The organism is Microvirga aerophila, from assembly GCF_003332305.1.
GTDB classification, from domain to species: domain Bacteria; phylum Pseudomonadota; class Alphaproteobacteria; order Rhizobiales; family Beijerinckiaceae; genus Microvirga; species Microvirga aerophila.
Map to the genome: position 1 here is coordinate 30,956 of NZ_QOIO01000007.1, position 20,043 is coordinate 50,998.

The 20,043-nt window shown below is 63.1% G+C and carries 19 protein-coding genes; 4 read left to right on the forward strand and 15 right to left on the reverse strand.

What is annotated here, in order from left to right; genetic code table 11:
- Positions 1 to 21: 21 nt before the first annotated feature.
- The 6 genes from DRB19_RS05185 to DRB19_RS05210 all read right to left on the reverse strand — a co-directional run bounded on the left by DRB19_RS05185 (position 22) and on the right by DRB19_RS05210 (position 10,233).
- Complete coding sequence (locus tag DRB19_RS05185) at positions 22 to 468, reverse strand: hypothetical protein (protein ID WP_114184977.1); 447 nt, start codon at positions 466 to 468, stop codon at positions 22 to 24.
- Positions 469 to 495: 27 nt separating this feature from the next.
- Positions 496 to 1,887, reverse strand: a complete 1,392-nt coding sequence (locus DRB19_RS05190) for a TfuA-like protein (RefSeq protein ID WP_114184978.1) — start codon at positions 1,885 to 1,887, stop codon at positions 496 to 498.
- Entirely contained in the window at positions 1,884 to 3,158 is a 1,275-nt protein-coding gene (locus DRB19_RS05195) for a YcaO-like family protein (protein WP_162815591.1), read from the reverse strand. Before DRB19_RS05195 ends, DRB19_RS05190 begins: the two co-directional genes overlap by 4 nt.
- A 4-nt stretch (positions 3,159 to 3,162) precedes the next feature.
- Positions 3,163 to 6,303, reverse strand: a complete 3,141-nt coding sequence (locus DRB19_RS05200) for an ATP-binding protein (RefSeq protein WP_114184980.1) — start codon at positions 6,301 to 6,303, stop codon at positions 3,163 to 3,165.
- Positions 6,304 to 6,363: 60 nt separating this feature from the next.
- Positions 6,364 to 8,742, reverse strand: a complete 2,379-nt coding sequence (locus tag DRB19_RS05205; RefSeq protein ID WP_114184981.1) for an AI-2E family transporter — start codon at positions 8,740 to 8,742, stop codon at positions 6,364 to 6,366.
- 198 nt (positions 8,743 to 8,940) lie between these two features.
- Entirely contained in the window at positions 8,941 to 10,233 is a 1,293-nt protein-coding gene (locus DRB19_RS05210) for an App1 family protein (RefSeq protein WP_114184982.1), read from the reverse strand.
- A 145-nt stretch (positions 10,234 to 10,378) separates the two neighbouring features.
- On the opposite strand from DRB19_RS05210, the gene DRB19_RS31455 reads away from it, so the two are divergent.
- Positions 10,379 to 10,504 (forward strand): hypothetical protein, encoded by a 126-nt coding sequence (locus DRB19_RS31455; protein WP_276330599.1) that lies wholly within the window; start codon positions 10,379 to 10,381, stop codon positions 10,502 to 10,504.
- Between the two features lie 81 nt (positions 10,505 to 10,585).
- Here the strand turns inward: DRB19_RS31455 and DRB19_RS05220 are convergent, their stop codons facing one another.
- The 5 genes from DRB19_RS05220 to DRB19_RS05240 all read right to left on the reverse strand — a co-directional run bounded on the left by DRB19_RS05220 (position 10,586) and on the right by DRB19_RS05240 (position 14,164).
- On the reverse strand, positions 10,586 to 11,608 hold the full coding sequence (locus tag DRB19_RS05220) for an ABC transporter substrate-binding protein (RefSeq protein WP_114184983.1): 1,023 nt from the start codon (positions 11,606 to 11,608) through the stop codon (positions 10,586 to 10,588).
- Between the two features lie 46 nt (positions 11,609 to 11,654).
- The gene (locus tag DRB19_RS05225; RefSeq protein WP_114184984.1) at positions 11,655 to 12,446 is read right to left on the reverse strand and encodes an ABC transporter permease; all 792 of its coding nucleotides are present in this window, start codon (positions 12,444 to 12,446) and stop codon (positions 11,655 to 11,657) included.
- On the reverse strand, positions 12,443 to 13,261 hold the full coding sequence (locus DRB19_RS05230; RefSeq protein ID WP_162815592.1) for an ABC transporter ATP-binding protein: 819 nt from the start codon (positions 13,259 to 13,261) through the stop codon (positions 12,443 to 12,445). The genes DRB19_RS05225 and DRB19_RS05230 overlap by 4 nt, the downstream gene beginning before the upstream one ends.
- Positions 13,262 to 13,468: 207 nt before the next feature.
- On the reverse strand, positions 13,469 to 13,786 hold the full coding sequence (rpsU, locus tag DRB19_RS05235; protein ID WP_114184986.1) for a 30S ribosomal protein S21: 318 nt from the start codon (positions 13,784 to 13,786) through the stop codon (positions 13,469 to 13,471).
- Positions 13,787 to 13,954: 168 nt separating this feature from the next.
- Positions 13,955 to 14,164 carry a cold-shock protein gene (locus tag DRB19_RS05240; protein ID WP_114184987.1) on the reverse strand — a complete coding sequence of 70 codons (210 nt, stop codon included), beginning with the start codon at positions 14,162 to 14,164 and terminating at the stop codon, positions 13,955 to 13,957.
- A gap of 379 nt (positions 14,165 to 14,543) precedes the next feature.
- Here DRB19_RS05240 and trhA point away from each other — a divergent pair, with 379 nt between their 5' ends.
- Positions 14,544 to 15,188: a PAQR family membrane homeostasis protein TrhA gene (gene trhA, locus DRB19_RS05245; RefSeq protein WP_245439285.1), complete on the forward strand. Its 645-nt coding sequence runs from the start codon at positions 14,544 to 14,546 to the stop codon at positions 15,186 to 15,188.
- Between the two features lie 80 nt (positions 15,189 to 15,268).
- On the opposite strand, the gene DRB19_RS29765 is transcribed toward trhA, so the two are convergent.
- Entirely contained in the window at positions 15,269 to 15,439 is a 171-nt protein-coding gene (locus DRB19_RS29765; protein WP_162815593.1) for a hypothetical protein, read from the reverse strand.
- 186 nt (positions 15,440 to 15,625) lie between these two features.
- On the opposite strand from DRB19_RS29765, the gene DRB19_RS05250 reads away from it, so the two are divergent.
- Positions 15,626 to 16,375, forward strand: coding sequence for an extensin-like domain-containing protein (locus tag DRB19_RS05250; RefSeq protein ID WP_114184989.1), 750 nt, complete (start codon positions 15,626 to 15,628; stop codon positions 16,373 to 16,375).
- 63 nt (positions 16,376 to 16,438) lie between these two features.
- Positions 16,439 to 17,425 carry a L,D-transpeptidase family protein gene (locus DRB19_RS05255; protein WP_114184990.1) on the forward strand — a complete coding sequence of 329 codons (987 nt, stop codon included), beginning with the start codon at positions 16,439 to 16,441 and terminating at the stop codon, positions 17,423 to 17,425.
- Positions 17,426 to 17,493: 68 nt separating this feature from the next.
- On the opposite strand, the gene DRB19_RS05260 is transcribed toward DRB19_RS05255, so the two are convergent.
- From DRB19_RS05260 to DRB19_RS05270, 3 genes are all read right to left on the reverse strand, one after another.
- Complete coding sequence (locus DRB19_RS05260) at positions 17,494 to 17,769, reverse strand: hypothetical protein (protein WP_114184991.1); 276 nt, start codon at positions 17,767 to 17,769, stop codon at positions 17,494 to 17,496.
- A gap of 155 nt (positions 17,770 to 17,924) precedes the next feature.
- Positions 17,925 to 18,743, reverse strand: a complete 819-nt coding sequence (locus DRB19_RS05265) for an alpha/beta fold hydrolase (protein ID WP_114184992.1) — start codon at positions 18,741 to 18,743, stop codon at positions 17,925 to 17,927.
- Between the two features lie 313 nt (positions 18,744 to 19,056).
- The gene (locus DRB19_RS05270; protein WP_114184993.1) at positions 19,057 to 19,812 is read right to left on the reverse strand and encodes an EAL domain-containing protein; all 756 of its coding nucleotides are present in this window, start codon (positions 19,810 to 19,812) and stop codon (positions 19,057 to 19,059) included.
- Positions 19,813 to 20,043: the final 231 nt, after the last annotated feature.

Consider the following 20,043-nt stretch of genomic DNA (forward strand, 5'->3'; position numbering starts at 1 on the left):
CATTGCAACATCTCCATCCGATCATTCGATCAGCTTGCCGCCGCGGTGCGCCATCTGCCACGCGATAGAATAGGCGACCGGTTGCTTTGCGGCGTTGAAGTTCCGTTTGAGGATCAGTTCCTCGAACGTGTCGCCGAATGCCTGGAACTGGATGGTGGCATCGAGCTTGTCGACTTCCCAACTGAGATAGGGCGAGTTCCAACCGCAGCTGCCGTTCGCCTGGGTTCCCGGCGCTTCGACGAGCACAACCATCGGCTCGGGCAACGTGTAGCAATGCCCTTGATAGCAGTACCCGTAAACGAGAACGAGCGATCGATTTTGGGTTAGGGGTGACGGAAGGAAGTAGACCGTCACCTCATCTGTCGTCAGATGATAGAAGGGGACGCCATACAGGGTGATCCTCGACGGGCGGTATCCCATCGTCTGCGGATGAGGTCGATTTTGGGTAACTTCGAGGAGATCAGTCATGGAGCCGCTCCTTCGTCCTGAATAGTGTCATGGGAAGTTGTTGCGGTCGTCAAGACTGAGAGCCGGGGGTGTAATACCTTTTTGGGTGCTGTGCTGCCTATAGTAATACTCTCGAAGGAGAGCGCGGCTCATTGTTGACGGATCATCGTAGCCCAGTCGCGCCGCAAGCTGTTCGGGTCGGACGGTAAAGAGCCGACCCGGCGCCAACTCGCGACAGAACCACGCCTGAAGGTCTGCCGGTGAGATGCCGCCCGTGTGCGTTGCCACAGAGTCCTTGCCCATCTCCTCAAGGGCGCGCTTCTTGGCCTCCGCCCGTGCGGCCAATGCGTGAAGCCATCCACGCGATCGCAGGGTGTTGAGCAGCGCGGCCCTGATAGCCTCATCGGAGAGATCCACAACCTGCCTCACGAGAGCCTCCTCCCTGAGGAAGGCTTCAAGTTCCATCTCGTTGAGCCTGCTTTCCCGAAGGGTCCTGCTCAAGCCCGCTCCAAGTTCGCGCAGCCAATCCCGCAGGACGTTTTCCAACACATCGTCCGTGGGAGCCAAGCCTCGACGCTTGGCTTCGTGAAGGGCAAGAGCCCGGCTGAGGGCTTCCCGGCGGATTCTTGCATGGTCGCGGGGAAGCAGACGAAGCTCATCCAGCACGTCCTCGATCAGAAGCAAGCCGTCGCCTTCCGATGACAGGGCCCTCGCCGCAGCCCGGTCGCGCTCCCATGCCTCCGTGCGCTCGAATGCAAAACCCGGCATGAATGGAGCAGGATCGGGCGCCATGAATTGCCGAATTGCCGTCAGCATCGCAACTGCATCGAGCCTTTTGCGATTGACGCGCCCGGTTGGAAGCCAATCTTCCAGAGCCGTCAGTTCCCGCGCATCGGCTCCCGCAATTCGACTCTGTCGAATGAGATCCGGCCAGTGACGATCGGCATAGAACGTCGCCTTGCCGTGATCGAGAAGCTGGCCACGCGTTTCATCGCCGATCAGGTCTGCGGCGCAGGCTGCATCGAGGGTGGCGCGGATATCCACCATCGCGTCGCTGAGCGGGATGTAGCCGAGTTCCGCGGGGCCGTGTTCGACCGCCACCTCGTCGTCGTCCTCGATCCGACCGATTTTCAAGTCCTCGAAGATTGTCCCGACCCCGACCATGCCGAAATCCGCCAGTTCCGCAGCCCTCAAGGCTCCCATGCTGGCGGCCCCGAACACGTGGATGCCCGCCTGAAGCGCCCACAGGATTTCCTTGTGCCTGACGGCCGGAACGTTTCGAAAGAAGCCGTCGATGAGCCCGATGGCGCGAAGACCAGGGGTTGTTTCAACGGCTCGCAGAATATCGCCATGTGCTGCCGGAGGCCGGCACACCGCCTCCACATGTTCCTGGACTTCGGCCGCTGAGATCGTCGGGCCGCAGAAGACCACGATGGTCATCGCATCTTCTCCAGATGTCTCCGGGCCCGCGACCCCGGGATGATATGGGGGCTGGGCGGCCCCTCGAGTCCGGGTATGACGACACGCGCAACGGCAAAGGGGGCGTCGGCCGGTGACAGGTCCAGAACCACGATCTCGCTGAGGCCCGCCGATCGAAGCTGCGTCGCGATATGGGAGAGATCCTCATCGATCGTCTCGAAAGTGCAATGGGGGACATTGTCGAAGCGGCAGGCAGAGGAACTGGAAGCGAGACGGCCACGCCACTCGGCAAGTTGGCCCGGATCGTCCATCCGGTGGTAGAAATCCGGCCCCACCTCGTCCCGTGTCCCGGCGATGACGGTGGCGCGAGACTGGGCTGCTTCGAGAAGGGCCCTCACGAGCGCGATGCCCCTGTCGGGATGGCAGCCATGACCTTCCGCCGGCAGAGGCATGACCCCGGGACCTCCATCGCGTTCCATGATGTGACATCGAAAGGCCGCGATACCGATGTCGGAGGTCAGGTCCCAGACCGCGCAGAGGAGTCCCGCGGTCTTGATGCGGTCGATCACCAGAAGAGCGTCGTCATCATCGACCGATGCGAGATCCAGCCGCCGGGCATCAAGGGCAGTGTGGTCCAAGCCGAATAAAATGTGACAATCCCGTTCGATCACCTCGCAGGCGGCGTGCACGAGCGCCTCGGCCCGATTGTTCCCGGACGCGAGCCCGTTCGTGCTCGCCAAAAAATATCCGCTGCCTGCGGGGGACGGAAGGGTGAAGTTTACATGCGCGATCTCGTAGGGGAGCAGACAGGGCGCATCGTCCTCAAGGTGGCGGCCCTCGATCCACAGGGTTTTCGTGTCGTCGGAAAAGTCCACGCCGGTGCGACGTGAAAGACGCCCCACATCGAGAAGCCGATAGCCTTTCTGGCGGAGCTCCCGTGCGTCGGCCCAGAGCAGTGGGCCATGCAGGCGTTCGGCGTGGAAGGTTTCGACGGCTTCCATGATGGCCGAAACCTTGGCGGCCGCGCGGGTCATGCCCTTGCCCTGGAAAACCGCGTTTGATCGCGCGTTCGGGCGCACTGCCACCGCAACCGGCAGACCGATTACGTCCAGGCCGGTGATGTCGGCGACCCGCGTGATCTCCATGGAGGCGAGAAGGGGCTGCAATCGCGTTAGGGTTTCCTCGGGCTCGATGGCGCGATGAGCGCCGCGCCGAAAAGTCTTGGGTGTGGCAGTCCCGTTGGTCGGGAAAGACGCTGGCCAACTCTCGACGGAAGGGTTGGGGCCTGCCATGCGATCACCGCAGCCGATCCAGGACACGGGTTGCCCGGTTCCGGTCCTGGGTTGCGGCGGCTTCCGGCAAGGATCCAATCGCGCCCTTGAGGAGGGTGGAGCCGGCGGAGCGCTCGCCGCTTTGCGCCAGCAAGGCCGTCTTGCTTGTCGCGGCGCGGAGGAACAGCGAATGGGCGGATTGCGCGGAGGCAACCGCGAGAGCCTTATCGAAGGCCGCGAGGGCATCGGCGGTCCGCCCGAGGGCCAAGAGAAGCTCGCCTCGCCGGCGGTGAAGTTCAGCGGACCAATACTGGAGGCCTGTCTCCTCGGCGATTGCGACCGCTTCGTCGATGACGTCGAGACCGCGTGCGTGCTCTCCCGCGAGGCCATGAACATCGGCCAGCATTTCAAGATAGGCCGGAAAGTCCTCTTGCGTGCCGATCATTCTCTGGGTCGCGAGCCCATGCTCGATCAGGTCGCTTCCGCCTGCCGGATTCCCAGCAAAAGCCATGGCCCACCCGCCGAAGATTTCCGCCTTGGCCTCGACGTCTCGAAATCCCAGCCCCCGCGCGAGTCGGTTCATGCGCCGTGCCCTGTCGGCCACTCTTTCCACATCGCCGAAGTAATGAAGCAGGTTGATTTCAGCTTCTTCGAAATGGCTCCGGCTCGCCAAGTGATCGAGTTGAGCCGCGTGACGGGCGCATGACTTGATGACCGCGGCTGCCCGGCTTGGAAAGCCTTGAATCCAGAGCGAGAGCGCCTTCTCGCCGAGGGCGCAGACCTTGGGGTCGTGCCCGCCGTACAGAATGGCGTCGGTACCATGTTCAGCGGCGTCGTAAAGGTCGAGGCCCTCGCGGATATGCTCGCAGCAATGCTTCTGCTCTCCCAGCATGAAGAGCGTTGCCCACTGGCAGTGATGAGCCTGCAACTTCAGATGCGGATCGGAGATGCTGAGGGCAACGTGCGACAGCCGATCAGCCCGCTGCCGCATGATTGTGAAGTCGGGCGCGGTCCGCCACCAGCCCCAGTGCGCCGTGAAATGGCGCGAATCCGGAGACATGCCTTCGCACAGGGAAACCGCCCCCTGGTAGTTATCCTGGACCTCGGGCGCGCCCGGTCCGGCGGTGGTGATGAGCAGTGGTCCCAAGGCCAGGCGGATGTCCAGCTCGGTCTCGTCCCGCTGCGGGCCTGGGGCCAACTCGGCGCACAGGGCAAGGGCCCGTTGCAGCAGGTGGACCGCCTCGACATTCGCAGGCCGCAAGGCCGCGTTTTGGCCGGCGATCCGCAGTTTCGCTATCGCCTCGCGCGGGAGCCCGGCCTCTGCCAGATGGCGAGCGAGAATCTCGGACGCCGCTTCCGACGAGTCTTGGAAATCGGCTTCGAGAACTTCCGCGATGCGTTGGTGGACCGCCTGTCTTCGGGCCTTCAGCATGCTGTCATAGGCGCAGACCTGCAGGAGCGCATGCCGGAAGGCGAAGACCGGCTGGGGCAGGTGCGCGTCGAAGGTCAGAAGACCTTGGGTGATCAGCCGTCTCACTTCCTTTCCAAGAGTAGCGGCATCCAGATCGGCTGCCTTTTGAAGCAGGATGAGGGAGAAGGAGCGTCCGATTGCGCTGGCGATTTGCGCGACTTGCTTGCCTCGTCCCGACTGATCGAGGCGCGCGGTTAACATGTCCGACAATGTTCGTGGAATTTCCACGGCCCATTCCGACCGCTGATCAGGGCTATCCGCAGTTGCGGATGCCAGCACCGTCCGCGTCAGCTCTTCGAGGAAGAACGGATTGCCCTCCGCGCGATCGACGATATGTCGGACCTGCTCGCGGGGCAGATCCACTGGTCCTGCCATATGCCCAACGAGCATTGCCGCGGCGGCCTCGGATAGCGGTGCGAGCTCGATCCGAGTAATAGCCTCCGGGTCGACGTCGCGAAGAAACGGACCAGACCTTGTCGTGACAATCATTAACACTGGAAGTTCGGCGAGACGGTCCATCAGGCGTCGCAGGAGCTCCAGGGACGTCGGATCAATCCATTGTGCGTCCTCGACAATGATGAGCATGGGGCCGCGCGCTGACAATCGCGCCGTAAACTCCAGCAGTGCCGAAAAGGTGTCCTCCTTGAGTTGTTCCGGTGTGGACGGCGGAGGCGCCTCATGACTCGATGGGACATGTGGCAGGAGGTTTGCGAAGTATGGGGCCGCCTCAGGATAGGGCGGTACTGCTTCCGCCAGGAGCCGGTTGAGACGAGCCTCAGGGATGCTCGGATATTTGTCGGGCCGCATCAGCAGCACTCGCTCGAGCAATGCGGCGACAGGATACAGCGGGGTGGCCATGTGGAGCGGCGAGCATTGAAACACCCAAGCATAAGTCGCCTCGTCGGCGAGACTTGCGCGGACGGAGGCGGCGAGCCGCGACTTGCCAAGTCCAGCTTCTCCCGTCACGACAACGGCCTGTCCCCGCCCGTGTCTGGCGGAATCCCACCGGTCGAGAATGAGCGATACCTCGGCATCGCGTGACAGAAGCGGGGTATCTGTTCCGGATCGCGCTCCTTCGAAACGGGACTTCTGCCTGCGCTCGCGCAGGGCCGCGAAAGCCTGTTGAGGCTGGGAAAAGCCTGCGAGCGCCAGCGCCCGCCCTGGCCCGAAGCGGAAGAGGGTGCCGACTAGACTGCGGGTGGATTCCGCGACGAGAACCGTGTTCGGGGCCGCTGCGGCCTGGAGGCGGCTTGCTAGGTGAGGGGCGATCCCCACGACCTCGCGACGGCCATGGCCGTCGCCGGATAATTCGCCGGCGACTACCCGTCCGGTCGCAATCCCCACGCGGACGTGAAGCTTGACGCCTGCGCCCTTGATAGTGGGGGACAGCTCGCCGCAGCGCGCCGTGATGGCCAACCCTGCGCGTATGGCCCGCTCGGCTCCGTTCTCATAGGTGATGGGATAGCCGAAAAAGGCCATCCCGCCGTCGCCGGCATAAAGATTGACCCTCCCGCCGTATTCCTCGACCGCCGCGGTGCACACCTGGTGAAAGGCCTGGAGGATTTCACGCAGCTCCTCGGGATCGAGTCTCTCCGCGAGCGGGGTCGATCCGACGAGGTCATAGGCGAGGGCCGTGACCTGCCGTCGTTCGACGAGGCCCGTCAGCCGGCGTTCTGGCTCATGAGGGCGTGCCATATCTGCCTCTTCGATCCGAAGAGTATCATGGCCGGTCGAGGTTGGGCGAGGGCCTAGGTCTCAGGCGGTGGCTGATTTGGGCCTGCTTTCGATCTCCGCCATCAGGTCGTCCGCCATCTCCTGAAGCCGGTGGCGATCGGCTTCGGAGAATTGACGAGGTTCCGTGTCGATGACGCACAGAGAGCCGACGACCAGCCCGGCCGAAGTTCGCAGGGGAGCGCCGGCGTAGAAGCGGATGCCCTTTTCGAGCACGAGCGGGTTGTCGGCGAAGCGGTCGTCCTTGGTCACGTCCTCGGACACCATCACGCCCTCCGCCGCAACCACATGGCCGCAGATGGATTCTTCACGGGGGCTTTGACGGGCCGCAGCGGGATCAGCCGACGCGCTTGGTGCGGCGGGCAGGGGTTGGTGCTCGTCCTCCATCAGCGACACGAGGGCGATGGGAGCGTCGAACGCTTGAGCCACCCTTTTGGCCACTGCGTCGAACTGATTGCCGCGCGCCGACGTGAGGCCGAGTTCGCGCAGCGCAGCAAGCCGCTCGTGCTCGTTGTCCAGAACTGGCGGAGCCGTCTCGCCGACGGCCATCTCGTGGGACACCCACGCATTCACCTGATTCACACAGGCGTCGAGGGAAACCATCACCGCGTCGGCCCCCATCTGCCGTGTCGTGTCCTCCATCTGACCGGTGTGAGACGGCAGGTTCCAGCAGCATACGATGAGCTTCAGGTGTGGTGCGCGCCGCCGCAGGCGGCGGCAGATATAGCGGGCGAACACCTGCGGCTGAGGATGGAGATAAGACAAGCAGACAACTTCCACACCGGAGATGTCGAGCTGCCCCAAAGCGCCTTCCGTGACGGAGATCGGGGGCAGCACCCGCGCGCCGATATCCTTCTCCTCCAGCACCTGCGCCAGCATTTCGGCGGCGGCCCGGTCGAGTTCCGTGCGGCCGGCAATGCACAGAACCGGCGTGCCCGACGTGCGGGGCAGGACTTGGCCGGAATCTTCCGCGTCGTCCGCATCGTCCGCTTTCGGTTCCTTTTCGCGGACGTGATCCGCCACCTCCTGCACCACGCAGGTGGCGGTGGTCGCCACCTGACGGCGGTAATTGGTGTCCGTCGTGCTGCGCTGACGGTCGTTCTCGGCCAGGCGGAGGGCCGGCAGGCCTACGTGGTCGTAGAACTCGCGGGAGGAATGCTCGTCCACATAGTCCTCCGCCATCTCGACGGCCTCTTCCAGGTTCCCGGCAAGAAGACGTTGGTAGAGCCGCTCCTCGGGAGCCAGAACGGGATCGCTGCCGAGGAGGACGCCGAGGAACTCGAGACGCGGCACATAGCGGCCGATCACCACGAGACAGACCGTGAGCGGCGTCGCCAGGAACAATCCGACGGGTCCCCACAGGGTGGTCCAGAAGATCGCCGCCATGATGATCGCAAGGGATGAGAGGCCTGTGCTGGAGCCGTAAAGCCACGGCTCGACCACATTGTTGCTGATGAGCTCGGCCAAAAGAAACAGACCAACGACCCACAGCAGCATCGACCAGCCGGGATCCACCGCGAAGGCGAGCGCTATGGGAAAGAGCGCGGCCAGGAACGGGCCCAGATAGGGCACGAAGCGGAGCACGGCTGCAAGCAGCCCCCAAAGCACGGCGTTGGGAACGCCGATGAAGTAAAGGGCAAGGCCAATCGGCACGCCGTAGGTCAGGTTCACCACAAGCTGCATCAGGAGATAGCGGCTCACGCGGCTGGCCGCGTCGTTGAGCGCCTGCGTGCTCTTCTGGAGGTCGCCCGCTCCCGCAAGCTTGATGAAGCGGTCTCGTAGGTCTTCACGCTCAAGCAGAACGAAGATCACGAAGATGATCACGAGTCCCGCCGTAGCGAGCGGCGCAAGGAGCGGACCCACGACAGTCTGGATGATTTCCAGGGGCTTGGCCTCGGCGCGTTCAAGCCTGACGGTGACGGGCTCCTGTGGGGCGGTGCCGCCGCCCAGGGTCCGGCTGGGCTGCTCCTGGGGCTTATCTTCCCCGGAGATTTCCTTGCTGAGGTCCTGGATCGTCGTCGTGACCCGGTCCACGACCCCGCCCCCCGGGGCAGAGCTCTGCAGGGAGCGAATCTTTTCCGTGATGGTGGTCTGATAACTTGGCAGATTGTTGGCGAGCTGGACGACCTGGCGCCCGACCACATAGGCAACCCCGCCGATCAGGATGAACGCGAGGGTCACCGCGACCAGCACGGCCGCGATCCGCGGAAGCTTCAGCCGTCTGAGCCAGTTCACAAGAGGCGTCAGCGCAAAGCTGAGCAGAATGGCCAGGGCGAACGGGATGAAAATATCGCGGCCGAAATAGAGCCCGCCAATCGCCAGGACGATGCCGCCTGCGGTAAGGATCGGGGAATGGGCAGTAGGCGAAGCCGGCTGCACCGGAGGCGGGGCCGGGTCGGCCATATGGGTAACCTTCCAGTCAAGTTTACTGGAAGACAACTCGACACCCGCCTGTTGGATCCTGACCGTTTAAGGCCTTGACCGTTCCTGAGAGGCTGGTTCACCAAGGAGAAGCGTCTACGCAGCCCTCATCCATCGAGACGCTTCGCTCCTCAGGATGGTGTCGCGCTTTATGTGGGCACTGAGGCAAGCTCCGCCGGGCTAGGTCCCTTCCTTGTCAGGGCCGTGCTGCGAGCCGCGCGCAGCGGGTTCGACGACGACGCTCGGCGGTGTTGTTCCTGGCCCTGTCTCAAGAATGTCCTTCAGCTCGCCTTGTGAGACCGCCTCCACGGTCTCTCCCTTCGTGGAGCGCTCGATGCGCCGCGTCGTCGGCTGTGCCGTCCCGCCGGCATCGGCAGCTTTCTCGCTCTTGACCTCCGATATGGTCTCCGGCGGGACAAGGCCGAGCTTCACTGCGTGCTCCGCCATTGCGACGCTGTCGGCCGCCAGCAACAGGGTGCTGCCGACCCGGGCAACGGCCTTGGCCAGCTCTTCGATCTCCGTGACCCGCGAGGAGCTGCGCGAAACGTTCCTGATATAGACCGCCAGCACCCGGCCCGGATGCTCATCGACGATCTGCCGGTAGATCTCGGGATCGTGCTGCCCGCTGTCGCCGATGAGAATGAACGGCAGGTCCTTGTAGAGCGCCAGCATGTTGTGGATCAGCTCGCGCTTATGGTCTTCGGCCTTGCGGGGCAGGGGGCTCTTCCACGAGACGCCCCATTCCCGCAGAAACAGGATTGGGCCCACCGGGATGGCATGGAGCCTGAAGAACTCCTCGAGCACATCGTAAATGCCCCACGGCGCCCGCGAGACGTAGAGCATGGGGTTTTCCTGCTGGCCGGACGCCCCATCATGGAGTGCGCGGTACAAGGCCCCGACGCCCGGGAAGGCGATGCGGCTCTCGGCATCCTGAACGAAAAGCCGCCAGAGCATCTTGAGCTTGTTGGCGACCCCGGTGCGCATGACGGTGTCGTCGATGTCGCTGATGACCACATACCGGCAGCTGGGAGGAGGAATGAAGATTTGAGCCTGGGCCTGAACCGGTTGCGGCTGCTCCAGCGACAACTCCATCGTATGCCACGGGCGATCGGTTGCCGGCGCATCGACCGGGGACAAATGGACCCTGAAATACCCATCCCGGTCGGTGGTGAAGGCTTCTTCCGCACCATAGAACCGCGCTGTCACGACCGCGCCCGGCACGGCGCGGCGCACGATGCGCCGGCTGATGTCGCGCATGTTTTCGAGAAGGTCTCGCCGCTCTGCTCCCGGATCGGCCTGCGACTGGCGGAACACCCGGCCGATCAAGAAAACCTCATCCCTGGACCCGTATCCGCGATAGGGTTCGAGAACCACGCCCCTCTCGCCCTGCGCCCTCCGGACAGGCCGGCCGGCAACGCGCAGGATGCCGACGAGCGCGTCCCTCAGGTTCGTCATGATGCGGCTGAGACCCATCACGTTCGCTTCGCGCCGATGCGCTGTTTTCCGGTTAATTCCATGCGCCGATCCCAGAGCCGGCTCTATCGCCGCCTCCACGGCACAACGACGCGGCCCGCATGATGGTTCAGACGAGGGCCGGGCCGAGGCGCAATCTCTGCCGATGCCGACGCCGCACCATTCGGTCGGCGCCACGGTGATTGGGGTCTGGGACTATGTCGCTGGAGGCGGCGCGGTTTTGGGTGTATCGGTCCAGTCGGCCGTGCACGAGCCCTTCACGCTCGCCTAAGGCATCTATCGCGGCCTGTCTCCCCACGGTCATCCCGGGGCCGCGAGAGCGGAACCCGGGATGACCGATGCATTGGCAGCCTTAGCTTGACGCTTTCTTGACGAAGCGGTCGTCGAATGTCGCCGCGAGGTCGATCTTGGCGTCCTTCAGTTCCGGGTCGAGCTGCTTGAGCATGTCCATGACGCTCGTCATTCCGTCCGGCGGTACGATGCCGGTGCGGGAATAGCTCTCAAGGGAGTTCTGCACCGCCTTGATGTAGAGCGCCTTGTCGCCCAGGTGATATTCGGGCGGGACCGTGTCGGCGACGTCTTCCGGCTTGGCCGTCTGGAGACACTTGAGCGACTTCACGAAGGCGTTAACGAGGCGCTGGGTCGTCACCGGGTTGGCGTCGATGAAATCCTTCTTGCTGTAGAGCGTCGCGGCCGGGTTGGAGCCGCCGAACAGCGCCCGCGTGCCGGCTTCCGTACGGGTGTCGATGAGCACCACGATGTCCCCGTCGGATTCTAGCTTGGCGATCACGGGATCGAGGTGCGAAATGATGTCGATCTCGCCCTTCTGCATGGCGGCCACGCCGCTCGCGCCCGAACCGACGCCGATGATGGCAGCGTCCGAGGGCTTCAGTCCCGCTTTCACCATGGCGTACTGCGCCATGAGCGCAGTGGACGAGCCCGGGGCCGTCACGCCGATTTTGAGGCCCTTGAAATCGGCTGCGGACTTGATCTTGTCCGCCTTGTCCTTCTTGACGGCGATCACGATGGCCGGGAAGCGGCCGAGCTCCGTGATGGCGCGAACGTCCTGGCCCTTCGCCTGCATGCGGATCGTGTGCTCGTAAGCGCCCGTCACCACGTCGACCGATCCGCCGATCAGCGCCTGGAGCGACTTGGCTCCGCCGCCGAAATCGTTGATCTCGACCTCGAGGCCCTCCTCCTTGAAGTAGCCCTTCCTCTCGGCGATCGTCAGCGGCAGGTAATAAAGCAGCGGCTTGCCGCCGACGCCCAGCGTCACCTTGCTCTTCTCGGGCTTGGCCTGGGCGAAGGCGTTCGGAGCAATGCCCGCAGCCAGGGCGGCCGCGCCTGTTCCGATGAGAAATGTACGGCGTTCCATCCTAATCTCCCTGCTTGGATGCAGTGTTGTGGCAGCGAAGGATTGCCTAACCCTGCCCGTTTGTCGATGGGGCCGGACGCCAGACCAGCAGTCGCCTTTCGATGAATGTCACGACCATGTCGATGAGGATCACGAAGACGGACAAGATCACCATGCCGGCAAAGACGCCGGTGACGTCGAACACGCTTTCCGCCTCGTGGATCTTGTAACCGAGCCCCGCCGAGGACCCCAGGTACTCGCCCACCACCGCGCCCACGAGGGCAAAGCCCACCGAGGTGTGCAGGGACGAGAACATCCAGGTCAGCGCGGCGGGCCAATAGACGTGGCGCAGGAGCTGGCGCTCGTTCATGCCGAGCATCCTGGCATTGGCGAGCACCACCGGGTTCACCTCGCGCACGCCCTGGTACACGTTGAAGAACACGATGAAGAAGACCAGCGTAAATCCAAGGGCCACCTTCGACCAGATGCCGAGGCCGAACCACAGGGCGAAGATCGGCGCGAGCACCACGCGGGGCAGGGCATTGGCGGCCTTGATGTATGGATCGAACACGGCGGCGAGCAATGCCCGCCGGGCGAACAGGAACCCGAACAGGATACCGCCGCCGGCCCCGAATGCGAAAGCCAGGATCGTCTCCAGAAGCGTGATGCCGAGATGCCGCCAGATCTCGCCGGAGGCGAACTCCTTCCAGACCCGCGCCAGCACCTCGATGGGAGTCGAGAAGAAGAACTGCGTCTGTCTGGTGGGAGCCAGAATCGGGTAGGCGGTCAGGACATGCCACAGGACCAGAAAGCCAATGCCCACCGCGATCTGAAGGAGGGTCAGCTTCAACCGCTTCATGCTGAGGCTCCTTCTCCCTGGGCGTAGGCCTTCTGCACTTCGGTGCGTAGGCTTGCCCAGATTTCCTTGTGGATGTGATGGAAGGCCGGGTCGAGGCGCACCTCGGCGATGTCGCGCGGGCGCGGCAGCGTGACCGGGAACTCGCCGATGATGCCGGCGGCGGGGCCGGCCGACATGACAACCACTCGGTCGGCGAGGGAGATCGCCTCCTCCAGATCGTGGGTGACGAAGAGCACGGCCTTGCGATTGGCGGCCCAGAGATCGAGCAGCAGGTTGCCCATGATCTGCCGGGTCTGCGCGTCGAGAGGGCCGAAAGGTTCGTCCATCAGAAGAATTTCAGGGTCCCGGATCAGCATCTGGGCCAGGGCGACGCGCTTTCTCTGCCCGCCCGAGAGCATGTGCGGATAGCGATCGACGAAGGCGGCCAGACCCAACCGGCGCAGCCACTCGCGCGCCTTCTGGTCTGCCTCCCTGCGGCTCACGCCTTTCGGCTCCAGGGCGACGGCGACGTTCTGAAGCGCTGTCTTCCACGGCATCAGCGCGTCCTGCTGGAAGAGATACCCCGCCCTGGCATTGAGGCCGAGGAGCGGCGCGCCGAAGATCTCCACTTGACCGTCGGAGGGCTTGAGCAGTCCCGCGGACGCGTTGAGCAGGGTGGACTTGCCGCAGCCGGTCGGTCCCACGATGGCAATGAACTCGCCGGGCTTCGCCGCAAGGTCGATGGCCTGCACAGCCGTGTAGCCGCTGCCCCCGTCCCCGAAGGTGATGGCGACGTTGCGAAGCGAAACGGCTGGAGGAGTCGTTGCTGTGGACATGGGGCTGGACGTTTCCCGCGCCTGTCTGCGGCGCTTGGAACTCATCCTACGGTCTCGCTCCCCGATGGCAAGAGCCACGGTCCGGCAAGGCGTCTTCTGCCGATCGTCCGCCGCTTCCAATGCGAGCGGAGACTCCACCAGCGATCATCGACGCCGCGCGATGCCGCGCGGCGGAAATACTGCTAGATCCGAGCGCAACGGCTCGTTTTAGGCCTTCACGGCCTCTGCCGGTTGAGCGGCTGGGCGGGGGCTGGTGCCGGGACCACGCCCAGGGCCACCACGTCCGCCGCCGGCAAAACGCGGCTTCGGCTTGGGAGCCGCGATCAGCCCGTCCCGGATGGCCTGCTTGCGAGCCAGCTTCCTTGCGCGGCGGACGGCTTCGCCCTTCTCGCGCATCTTCTTTTCCGATGGCTTCTCGTAGGCTCTTCTCTGCTTCATCTCGCGGAGGATGCCTTCACGTTGCATCTTCTTCTTGAGAACCCGGAGGGCCTGATCGACGTTGTTGTCGCGTACGAGAACTTGCAAATTCTTTCCTTCCAAGGACTGTCAGAAACACTGCGAACAAATGCGTGCGTTGGAGTTTTATAGCCGAATGCCCGCACGCGGCTGGCCACTTACTCAAAGGCGAAAGGCCGCGCCCGTGGGCACGGCCTCGAATCAATGGCGCGAAAGGGGCGCGCCAGATCGTCTGGCTTAGGCCGTCTGAATGTTGTTGACGGCGATCTTGCCCGAGCGGCGGTCTTCAGCCGTGTCGAAAGCCACCTTCTGGCCTTCGACGAGGCCGCGCATGCCAGCGCGCTCAAGAGCGGTCGCATGGACGAACACGTCCTTGTCGCCGTTGTCAGGCTGGATGAAGCCGAAGCCTTTTTGATCGTTGTAGAACTTAACGGTGCCCGTATTCATGGGGTAATCCTTAGCAATGCGTCAGTGCACGTGAGGGCGAAGCCACGCAGTAAGCGTGACCGCGAACTCGGTTCGTCGATGTTTGGGAGAGCGTCTGAACGTGCGCCTGGCATGCCAAGGCGTAACGGCCCGATTGTTCGGCCAAAGTCGATTTTCGGACCTTGCCCGCCAAGAATGGCTTTTGCAAGGCTTAATCCGAGAAAAGGTGTTCGTGCGCCCTGAGCCTCCGCCGCTACCCTCAAAGGACGCGCAAAGCGGCGTTTCGTCAAAATTCTTTGGAATCTCGGGCGAAGGGCATGGTCCTCAAGCGCGACCTTATGATCCTGGACGTGGAGCGGCGTTCCCCTAGAACCATCGGGAGAACCGTGGAGAGACGATCTTGAGGTGGGATTACGACAAAGGGGAGATCCTGGCCGACGGCATCGTTCACGGATTGGGCATCGTATTCGGGGTTGTCGCCGTCACCGCGCTGTTCCTTGCCACCGCCCGGACGGTCGGGCCCTGGGAACTGACGTCGGTTCTGATCTATGGCGGCGGCCTGCTGACGGTGCTGACCGTTTCAGCGCTTTACAATCTCTGGCCCGTCTCTCCGGTCAAATGGATGCTGCGCCGGTTCGACCATTCGGCCATCTACCTTCTGATCGCCGGAACCTATACGCCCTTCATCACCCAAATGAAGGCAAGCGCCGAGGCAATGGCCATGTTGGCTTGCATTTGGACCATGTCCTTGGTGGGAATCGTCCTGAAGCTGCGCTTCCCAGGTCGGTTCGATCGGGTCTCGATCGGCCTCTATCTCCTTTCAGGCTGGAGCGGAATCGTCGTGTTCGAATCCCTGTTCGGTACGTTGCCCAGCTCCACCTTTTGGCTCCTTGCGGCAGGCGGCATCTTCTACACGACCGGCGTGATCTTTCATCTTTGGGAGCGCCTGCGCTTCCAGAATGCGATCTGGCACGCCTTCGTGCTCATCGCGGCCGCCTGTCACTATGGAGCGGTGCTCGATTGCATGGTGCTCGCGCGCGCATGACCGCATCGCGCCCGACGAGGAACGATGGGCGCGACTTCAATGTTCAGAGCGCTGGTAAACGGAAGGGCTGGCGGAGATCGTCAGCTGATCCCGTCCTGGTTCTTTTCGCAGTCCCGCCTGGGGGTCTGCTGAGGGGCTGATCTCTGCTGTTGCTGGGCCAGGACGGCGTCGTCGGAGGTGTTCGCCGCGAAGGTCGGCGTCGCGGCCGTAGCGGCGGTCATCAGGATGGCGAGGGAGAGTGCACGCAGCATTGTCTGTCCTTCCATGGGCCTATTGCCTGAATGCTAACGTCCCCGAGGCAGGATGACCAGGGATCAGTCTCGTAACTTTTCGGTCAATGGGTTCGGTGGATGCCTGTTCAGGTTCCGGAGAGGGAACGGGCCATACCCGCAGAGGGTTATTCCTACCGAAACTGAGCCATTGCCCTGGGAGGCTTTATGCGACTGGACCCACGCAGAAAAGCGAGCTGGGTCGGTATTCTGTTCGCCCCGATGCTGGCGTTCACGTCACTTCACGCCGCAGAAGACGCGTCAGGACCACCACTGCCGCCCCCACGGCCCGACCGGACCCCGGCCCCAATGGAGCCCCAGGCCAACCAGGGGGCATCCACCGCTCCAACTCAAACGGACGCGGAATCGGAGGAGAGCGCCAAGGCCGCGCGGGAATGCGCCGACCGTCTCACGAAACTTGGTGTACGTTTCGAGACGCGGCCCGCCGTTCAGGAGAACGCGTGCAGCATCAAGGGGCCAGTCCTTGTCTCGTCGCTGCCGGATGACGTTGCGGTTTCGCCTGCCTCCCTCATGACGTGTTCGGCTGCGGAAAGCCTTGCCAAATGGACCCGCGAGGTCCTTCTCGCCGAGGCGGATCGGCATTTCCAGACCAAGCCGACCAAGATTCTCATCGGGACCTCCTACCAGTGCCGCAATCAGCGTTCCGGGGCGAAGCTGAGTGAACACGCCTTTGGGAACGGTCTCGACATCATGGGCTTCGAATTCGCCAAGCGCTCGGCGCTGACCATCGGAACACATGCGGACGGTTCGCCGGAAGCCGCCTTCCAGGCAGCCGTTCGGGCTGGGGCCTGCCCGATCTTCACGACGGTGCTCGGGCCTGGCTCCGATGCGGCCCATGGGGATCACCTTCACGTCGATATGCGCGAACGCAAAGGTGATTACCGCATCTGCCAATAGGAATTCTGGAACAGGGAGCAGGTCTCGTCCCTTGTCTGATCACCGGTTTCGATGGAGAGCAGAATGAGGGTATGGGCGATTGCGGTTCTCGGCGCGTGGAGTTTGGTTGGGACTGCTCTTGCGGCTCCTCCACCGAAGGGTCTCGAACGGGACGCGGTGAACAACACCGATCTCGCCGCCAAGGAGGAGGGGGGCGTCAGCCCGGCATTGATCAAGGCGCAGGTGCTCCTCGATCGCGCCCGCTTCTCGCCAGGGGTGATCGACGGCCGCAAGGGCGAGAATGTGCAGAACGCTCTCAAAGCCTTCGAGAAGGCCCGTCAGTTGAAGGTCGACGGCGAGCTCGACGACGAGGTGTGGGCCAAGCTGAATGAGACGTCGCAGGATCCGGCCCTCGTCGAATACACGATCGCCGAGGAGGACGTGAAAGGCCCCTTCGCCAAGGAGATCCCGGATAAGCTGGAGGATCAGGCCGACCTCGAACGTCTGGCCTATACGAGCCCCGAGGAGCTCTTGGCCGAGAAATTCCATATGGACGAGGATCTGCTGAAGGCTCTCAATCTGGGCAAGAGCTTCGACAGCGCGGGAACGTCCATCGTGGTGGCCAACGTCATGGCCAAGCGCGAGGGGCACGAGCAGAAGGTGGCCAAGATCGAAATCAGCAAGAGCGAGCACGTCCTGCGCGCCCTTGCGGAGGATGGGTCGACCATCGGTGTGTATCCGGCCTCCATCGGCAGTGAGGAAAAGCCTGCACCCTCAGGAACCCATACGGTTCGCGCTATCGCTCCGAACCCGACCTATACCTACAATCCCGAATATGCCTTCAAGGGCGTGAAGGCGAAGGAGAAGTTCGTGATCAAGCCTGGCCCCAACAATCCCGTCGGCTCCACGTGGATCGATCTCTCCGTCGAGTCGTTCGGCATTCATGGGACGCCCGAGCCTGCGAAAGTCGGCAAGGCCTATTCGCAGGGTTGCGTGCGGTTGACCAATTGGGACGTCGCTGAACTCGCCAAGATGGTCAAGAAAGGCACCACCGTCGCCTTCCTCGACTGAGGCGGTTGCCCGCTCTCCGCACTGGCCTATGACAGGCCATGAATGACCGGCTGACCGGCGCGAACCGGTCAGTCGTCGTTCGACGAGTTCAGTTCGCTTGGCTTCAGGCCTTCGTCCACTTCCGTATCGTGCATCCGCACGAGCCATTCCATCTGCTCTTGCACGAAACCCGGATCACTGTGGAACCGCATGGCGCAGGCTACGAGGAAGATGGCGATCTCAGGGAGGTCCTCGTCTCCCAGATCAGGCAGGACCAGCTCCAACTCGGTCATGTTGCTGGCCGTCACGATGGCCGCCTCCGTCGGCGGAATGGTCACGGCCGGTGCTTTCATATCGTTCGTCATCGTTCGGGTACCCTTTAGTCTCACGCGCCGAAAAATCACTTTAGAGATAGGGCAGGGGCTATAAAAGACGACGTCGAGGCGTTCGTGAGAGCCAGCCCTCAGGCTGCTTCAATATCGCGGGTTGCGACAACGAACATGGTTGCTCACTCCCTCCGTCAATGGGGTCTCAGGAAACGTGCGGTTGCCTGCGCGACGGCCCGCGCTCGTTCCACGGGCAGCATGTGGGTCTCCTTTTCAAAGAGCTTCAGTTGTGCCGCCGGGATCATGTCGGCCGTTTCCCGATAGGCCTCTATGTCGAAGAACTGGTCGCGGGTTCCGCCGACGATCAGGGCACGGGCGCGGATACGCCCGAGCCTCGAGCGGTCTCCTCCGAAATCCTCCTCCGCAACCGCTGCGAGGCCCCGCACGATCGTCTCCGGATCGCTCATCTTTTTGTGAAGGTGGAGGCGCTCCTGTCGGAGGCGCAGCCGGATGAGCCAGTTGAACCACGGGCGACGGAACACTGTGCCAAACTCGCTCATAAGGCCGGGGAGATCGCCCTGCCAAGCGCATTCCAGCTGCCGATTGATGCTATGACGGCCCTCGGTCGAGAAACGATGCGCGCTGACCATCAGGATCAGCCGCTCGACGAGATCGGGATGATCGGCCGCAAGACGCATCGCCACGAACCCGCCGAAGGAGATCCCCATCAAGGCGGCGGGGCCGATTTCGGAACGGATGATTTCGGCGAAATCCCTCGCGATCGTTTCGACATCGTAGCCAGCCGGTGGGGCGGGGTCGTAACCGAAGATGTAGAGCGGCCTGCCGGACGGCAGGATTCGGGCGATCCGCTTGGCGTCGCGAACGGTCCGAGCCGGAGTAGGACGCCGCACGAATGCCTGTCCACCGTTGAGCACGACAATGGGATTCGGACCGTCGCCGATTTTCACATAGGGAATTCTGTTCAGGAACAGACCTGTTTGAGCGTCTTTCATGAGTCGAGTTCTTGCCGGAGCAGCAGGCCCTTCGGGATGAACCGGAGTACGCTTCTGAGCGATCGGCGTGTCTTGCTGCGAGGAGAAGTAAAAAGCTGCTCTAGGGCGCGGGCTTTGAAAGCTCGCGCATCGACGCTCGCACCAAGACGTCGGACTGGTGTCGAAAAGAACAGCGATGTGAGCCGACGGACGCGGAAGGGCGGCGGCGGCTTGGCCCGGCGGTTGGCTTTTTAGAACCTGTCGTGCCTGCGGTCAACTGCCGCAACCGCGCTGGGCGGGACCCCGGTCGCGGCAATGGGCTACGCCCCTTCACTCATGCGGGAAACGTGATGCCCGGAAGCCTCTCGACGGCAGGTCTTGCAAACAGGAACCCCTGGAAGAGTTCGATCCCGGCATCGCGGAGCACCGAGAATTCGGCCTGCGTCTCGATGCCTTCGGCGATCACTGTGATATCGAGGGCGCGAGCCATCGTCAGGATGCCGGCAATGATCGCCTGTCGTGCGGCAGAGTCCGCGATTCCGCGAATAATCTCTATGTCGATCTTGAGGATGTCCGGCTGGAAACTCGCCAGGAGGTTCAGGCCGGCATAGCCTGCCCCGAAATCGTCGATTGCCGTGATGAAGCCGAGGCGCTTGTACTCGGCTACAATCCGGGCGACGTGGCCCGTATCCGCCATCCGCTCGTTTTCGGTGAATTCGAACATGATGCGGCTCGTGTCGAAGCCAACACGCCGCGCCGATTCGAGCGACGTTCGGATGCAAGCGGCAGGCTCATAGACGGCATTCGGCATGAAGTTGATGGAGAGACGCGCGCTGCCGTCGTCCGGGAACAGCATGCCGGCCAGTTCGATGGCTTTGACCCGACAGGCCTGATCGAACTTATACCGCCCGGCATCGTCCACTTGGCTCAGGATCTGGCCAGCGGACTGGCCGTCGGTGCCCCGGACAAGCGCCTCGTAACCCCAGACGGTCTTTCGGTCGATGTCGATGATTGGGTGAAACGCCATCGTGAATGCGAACGGGAGAGGCTCGCCGCCCCGACAGCCATGGCACTTCATCCTCGCATCCATAGCCACCACCTCCAATCGCGCCCGGATCCTCACGGAACCAATGCGCGAGGTCCGACTAGATATTCATCATGACCCGCGCTGCCGCAACGGATCGTTCACTCGAGGCAGCAGGATAGTCATTGCGTGGTTAAAGTTATCGATCAGGGACCTCCCGCCGGGAGGACGCTCACCCCTACGGGTGACATTGACAAATCCGACTCTGGGGCAAATCCTGCCGCCGGGCACGTCTGC

Bases quoted from the DNA above. Each gene is read 5' to 3' on its own strand.
- DRB19_RS05185 (WP_114184977.1), bottom strand. From the start codon at position 468: ATGACTGATCTCCTCGAAGTTACCCAAAATCGACCTCATCCGCAGACG.
- DRB19_RS05190 (WP_114184978.1), bottom strand. From the start codon at position 1,887: ATGACCATCGTGGTCTTCTGCGGCCCGACGATCTCAGCGGCCGAAGTC.
- DRB19_RS05195 (WP_162815591.1), bottom strand. From the start codon at position 3,158: ATGGCAGGCCCCAACCCTTCCGTCGAGAGTTGGCCAGCGTCTTTCCCG.
- DRB19_RS05200 (WP_114184980.1), bottom strand. From the start codon at position 6,303: ATGGCACGCCCTCATGAGCCAGAACGCCGGCTGACGGGCCTCGTCGAA.
- DRB19_RS05205 (WP_114184981.1), bottom strand. From the start codon at position 8,742: ATGGCCGACCCGGCCCCGCCTCCGGTGCAGCCGGCTTCGCCTACTGCC.
- DRB19_RS05210 (WP_114184982.1), bottom strand. From the start codon at position 10,233: ATGGGTCTCAGCCGCATCATGACGAACCTGAGGGACGCGCTCGTCGGC.
- DRB19_RS31455 (WP_276330599.1), top strand. From the start codon at position 10,379: ATGCCGACGCCGCACCATTCGGTCGGCGCCACGGTGATTGGGGTCTGG.
- DRB19_RS05220 (WP_114184983.1), bottom strand. From the start codon at position 11,608: ATGGAACGCCGTACATTTCTCATCGGAACAGGCGCGGCCGCCCTGGCT.
- DRB19_RS05225 (WP_114184984.1), bottom strand. From the start codon at position 12,446: ATGAAGCGGTTGAAGCTGACCCTCCTTCAGATCGCGGTGGGCATTGGC.
- DRB19_RS05230 (WP_162815592.1), bottom strand. From the start codon at position 13,261: ATGTCCACAGCAACGACTCCTCCAGCCGTTTCGCTTCGCAACGTCGCC.
- DRB19_RS05240 (WP_114184987.1), bottom strand. From the start codon at position 14,164: ATGAATACGGGCACCGTTAAGTTCTACAACGATCAAAAAGGCTTCGGC.
- DRB19_RS29765 (WP_162815593.1), bottom strand. From the start codon at position 15,439: ATGCTGCGTGCACTCTCCCTCGCCATCCTGATGACCGCCGCTACGGCC.
- DRB19_RS05250 (WP_114184989.1), top strand. From the start codon at position 15,626: ATGCGACTGGACCCACGCAGAAAAGCGAGCTGGGTCGGTATTCTGTTC.
- DRB19_RS05255 (WP_114184990.1), top strand. From the start codon at position 16,439: ATGAGGGTATGGGCGATTGCGGTTCTCGGCGCGTGGAGTTTGGTTGGG.
- DRB19_RS05260 (WP_114184991.1), bottom strand. From the start codon at position 17,769: ATGACGAACGATATGAAAGCACCGGCCGTGACCATTCCGCCGACGGAG.
- DRB19_RS05265 (WP_114184992.1), bottom strand. From the start codon at position 18,743: ATGAAAGACGCTCAAACAGGTCTGTTCCTGAACAGAATTCCCTATGTG.
- DRB19_RS05270 (WP_114184993.1), bottom strand. From the start codon at position 19,812: ATGGATGCGAGGATGAAGTGCCATGGCTGTCGGGGCGGCGAGCCTCTC.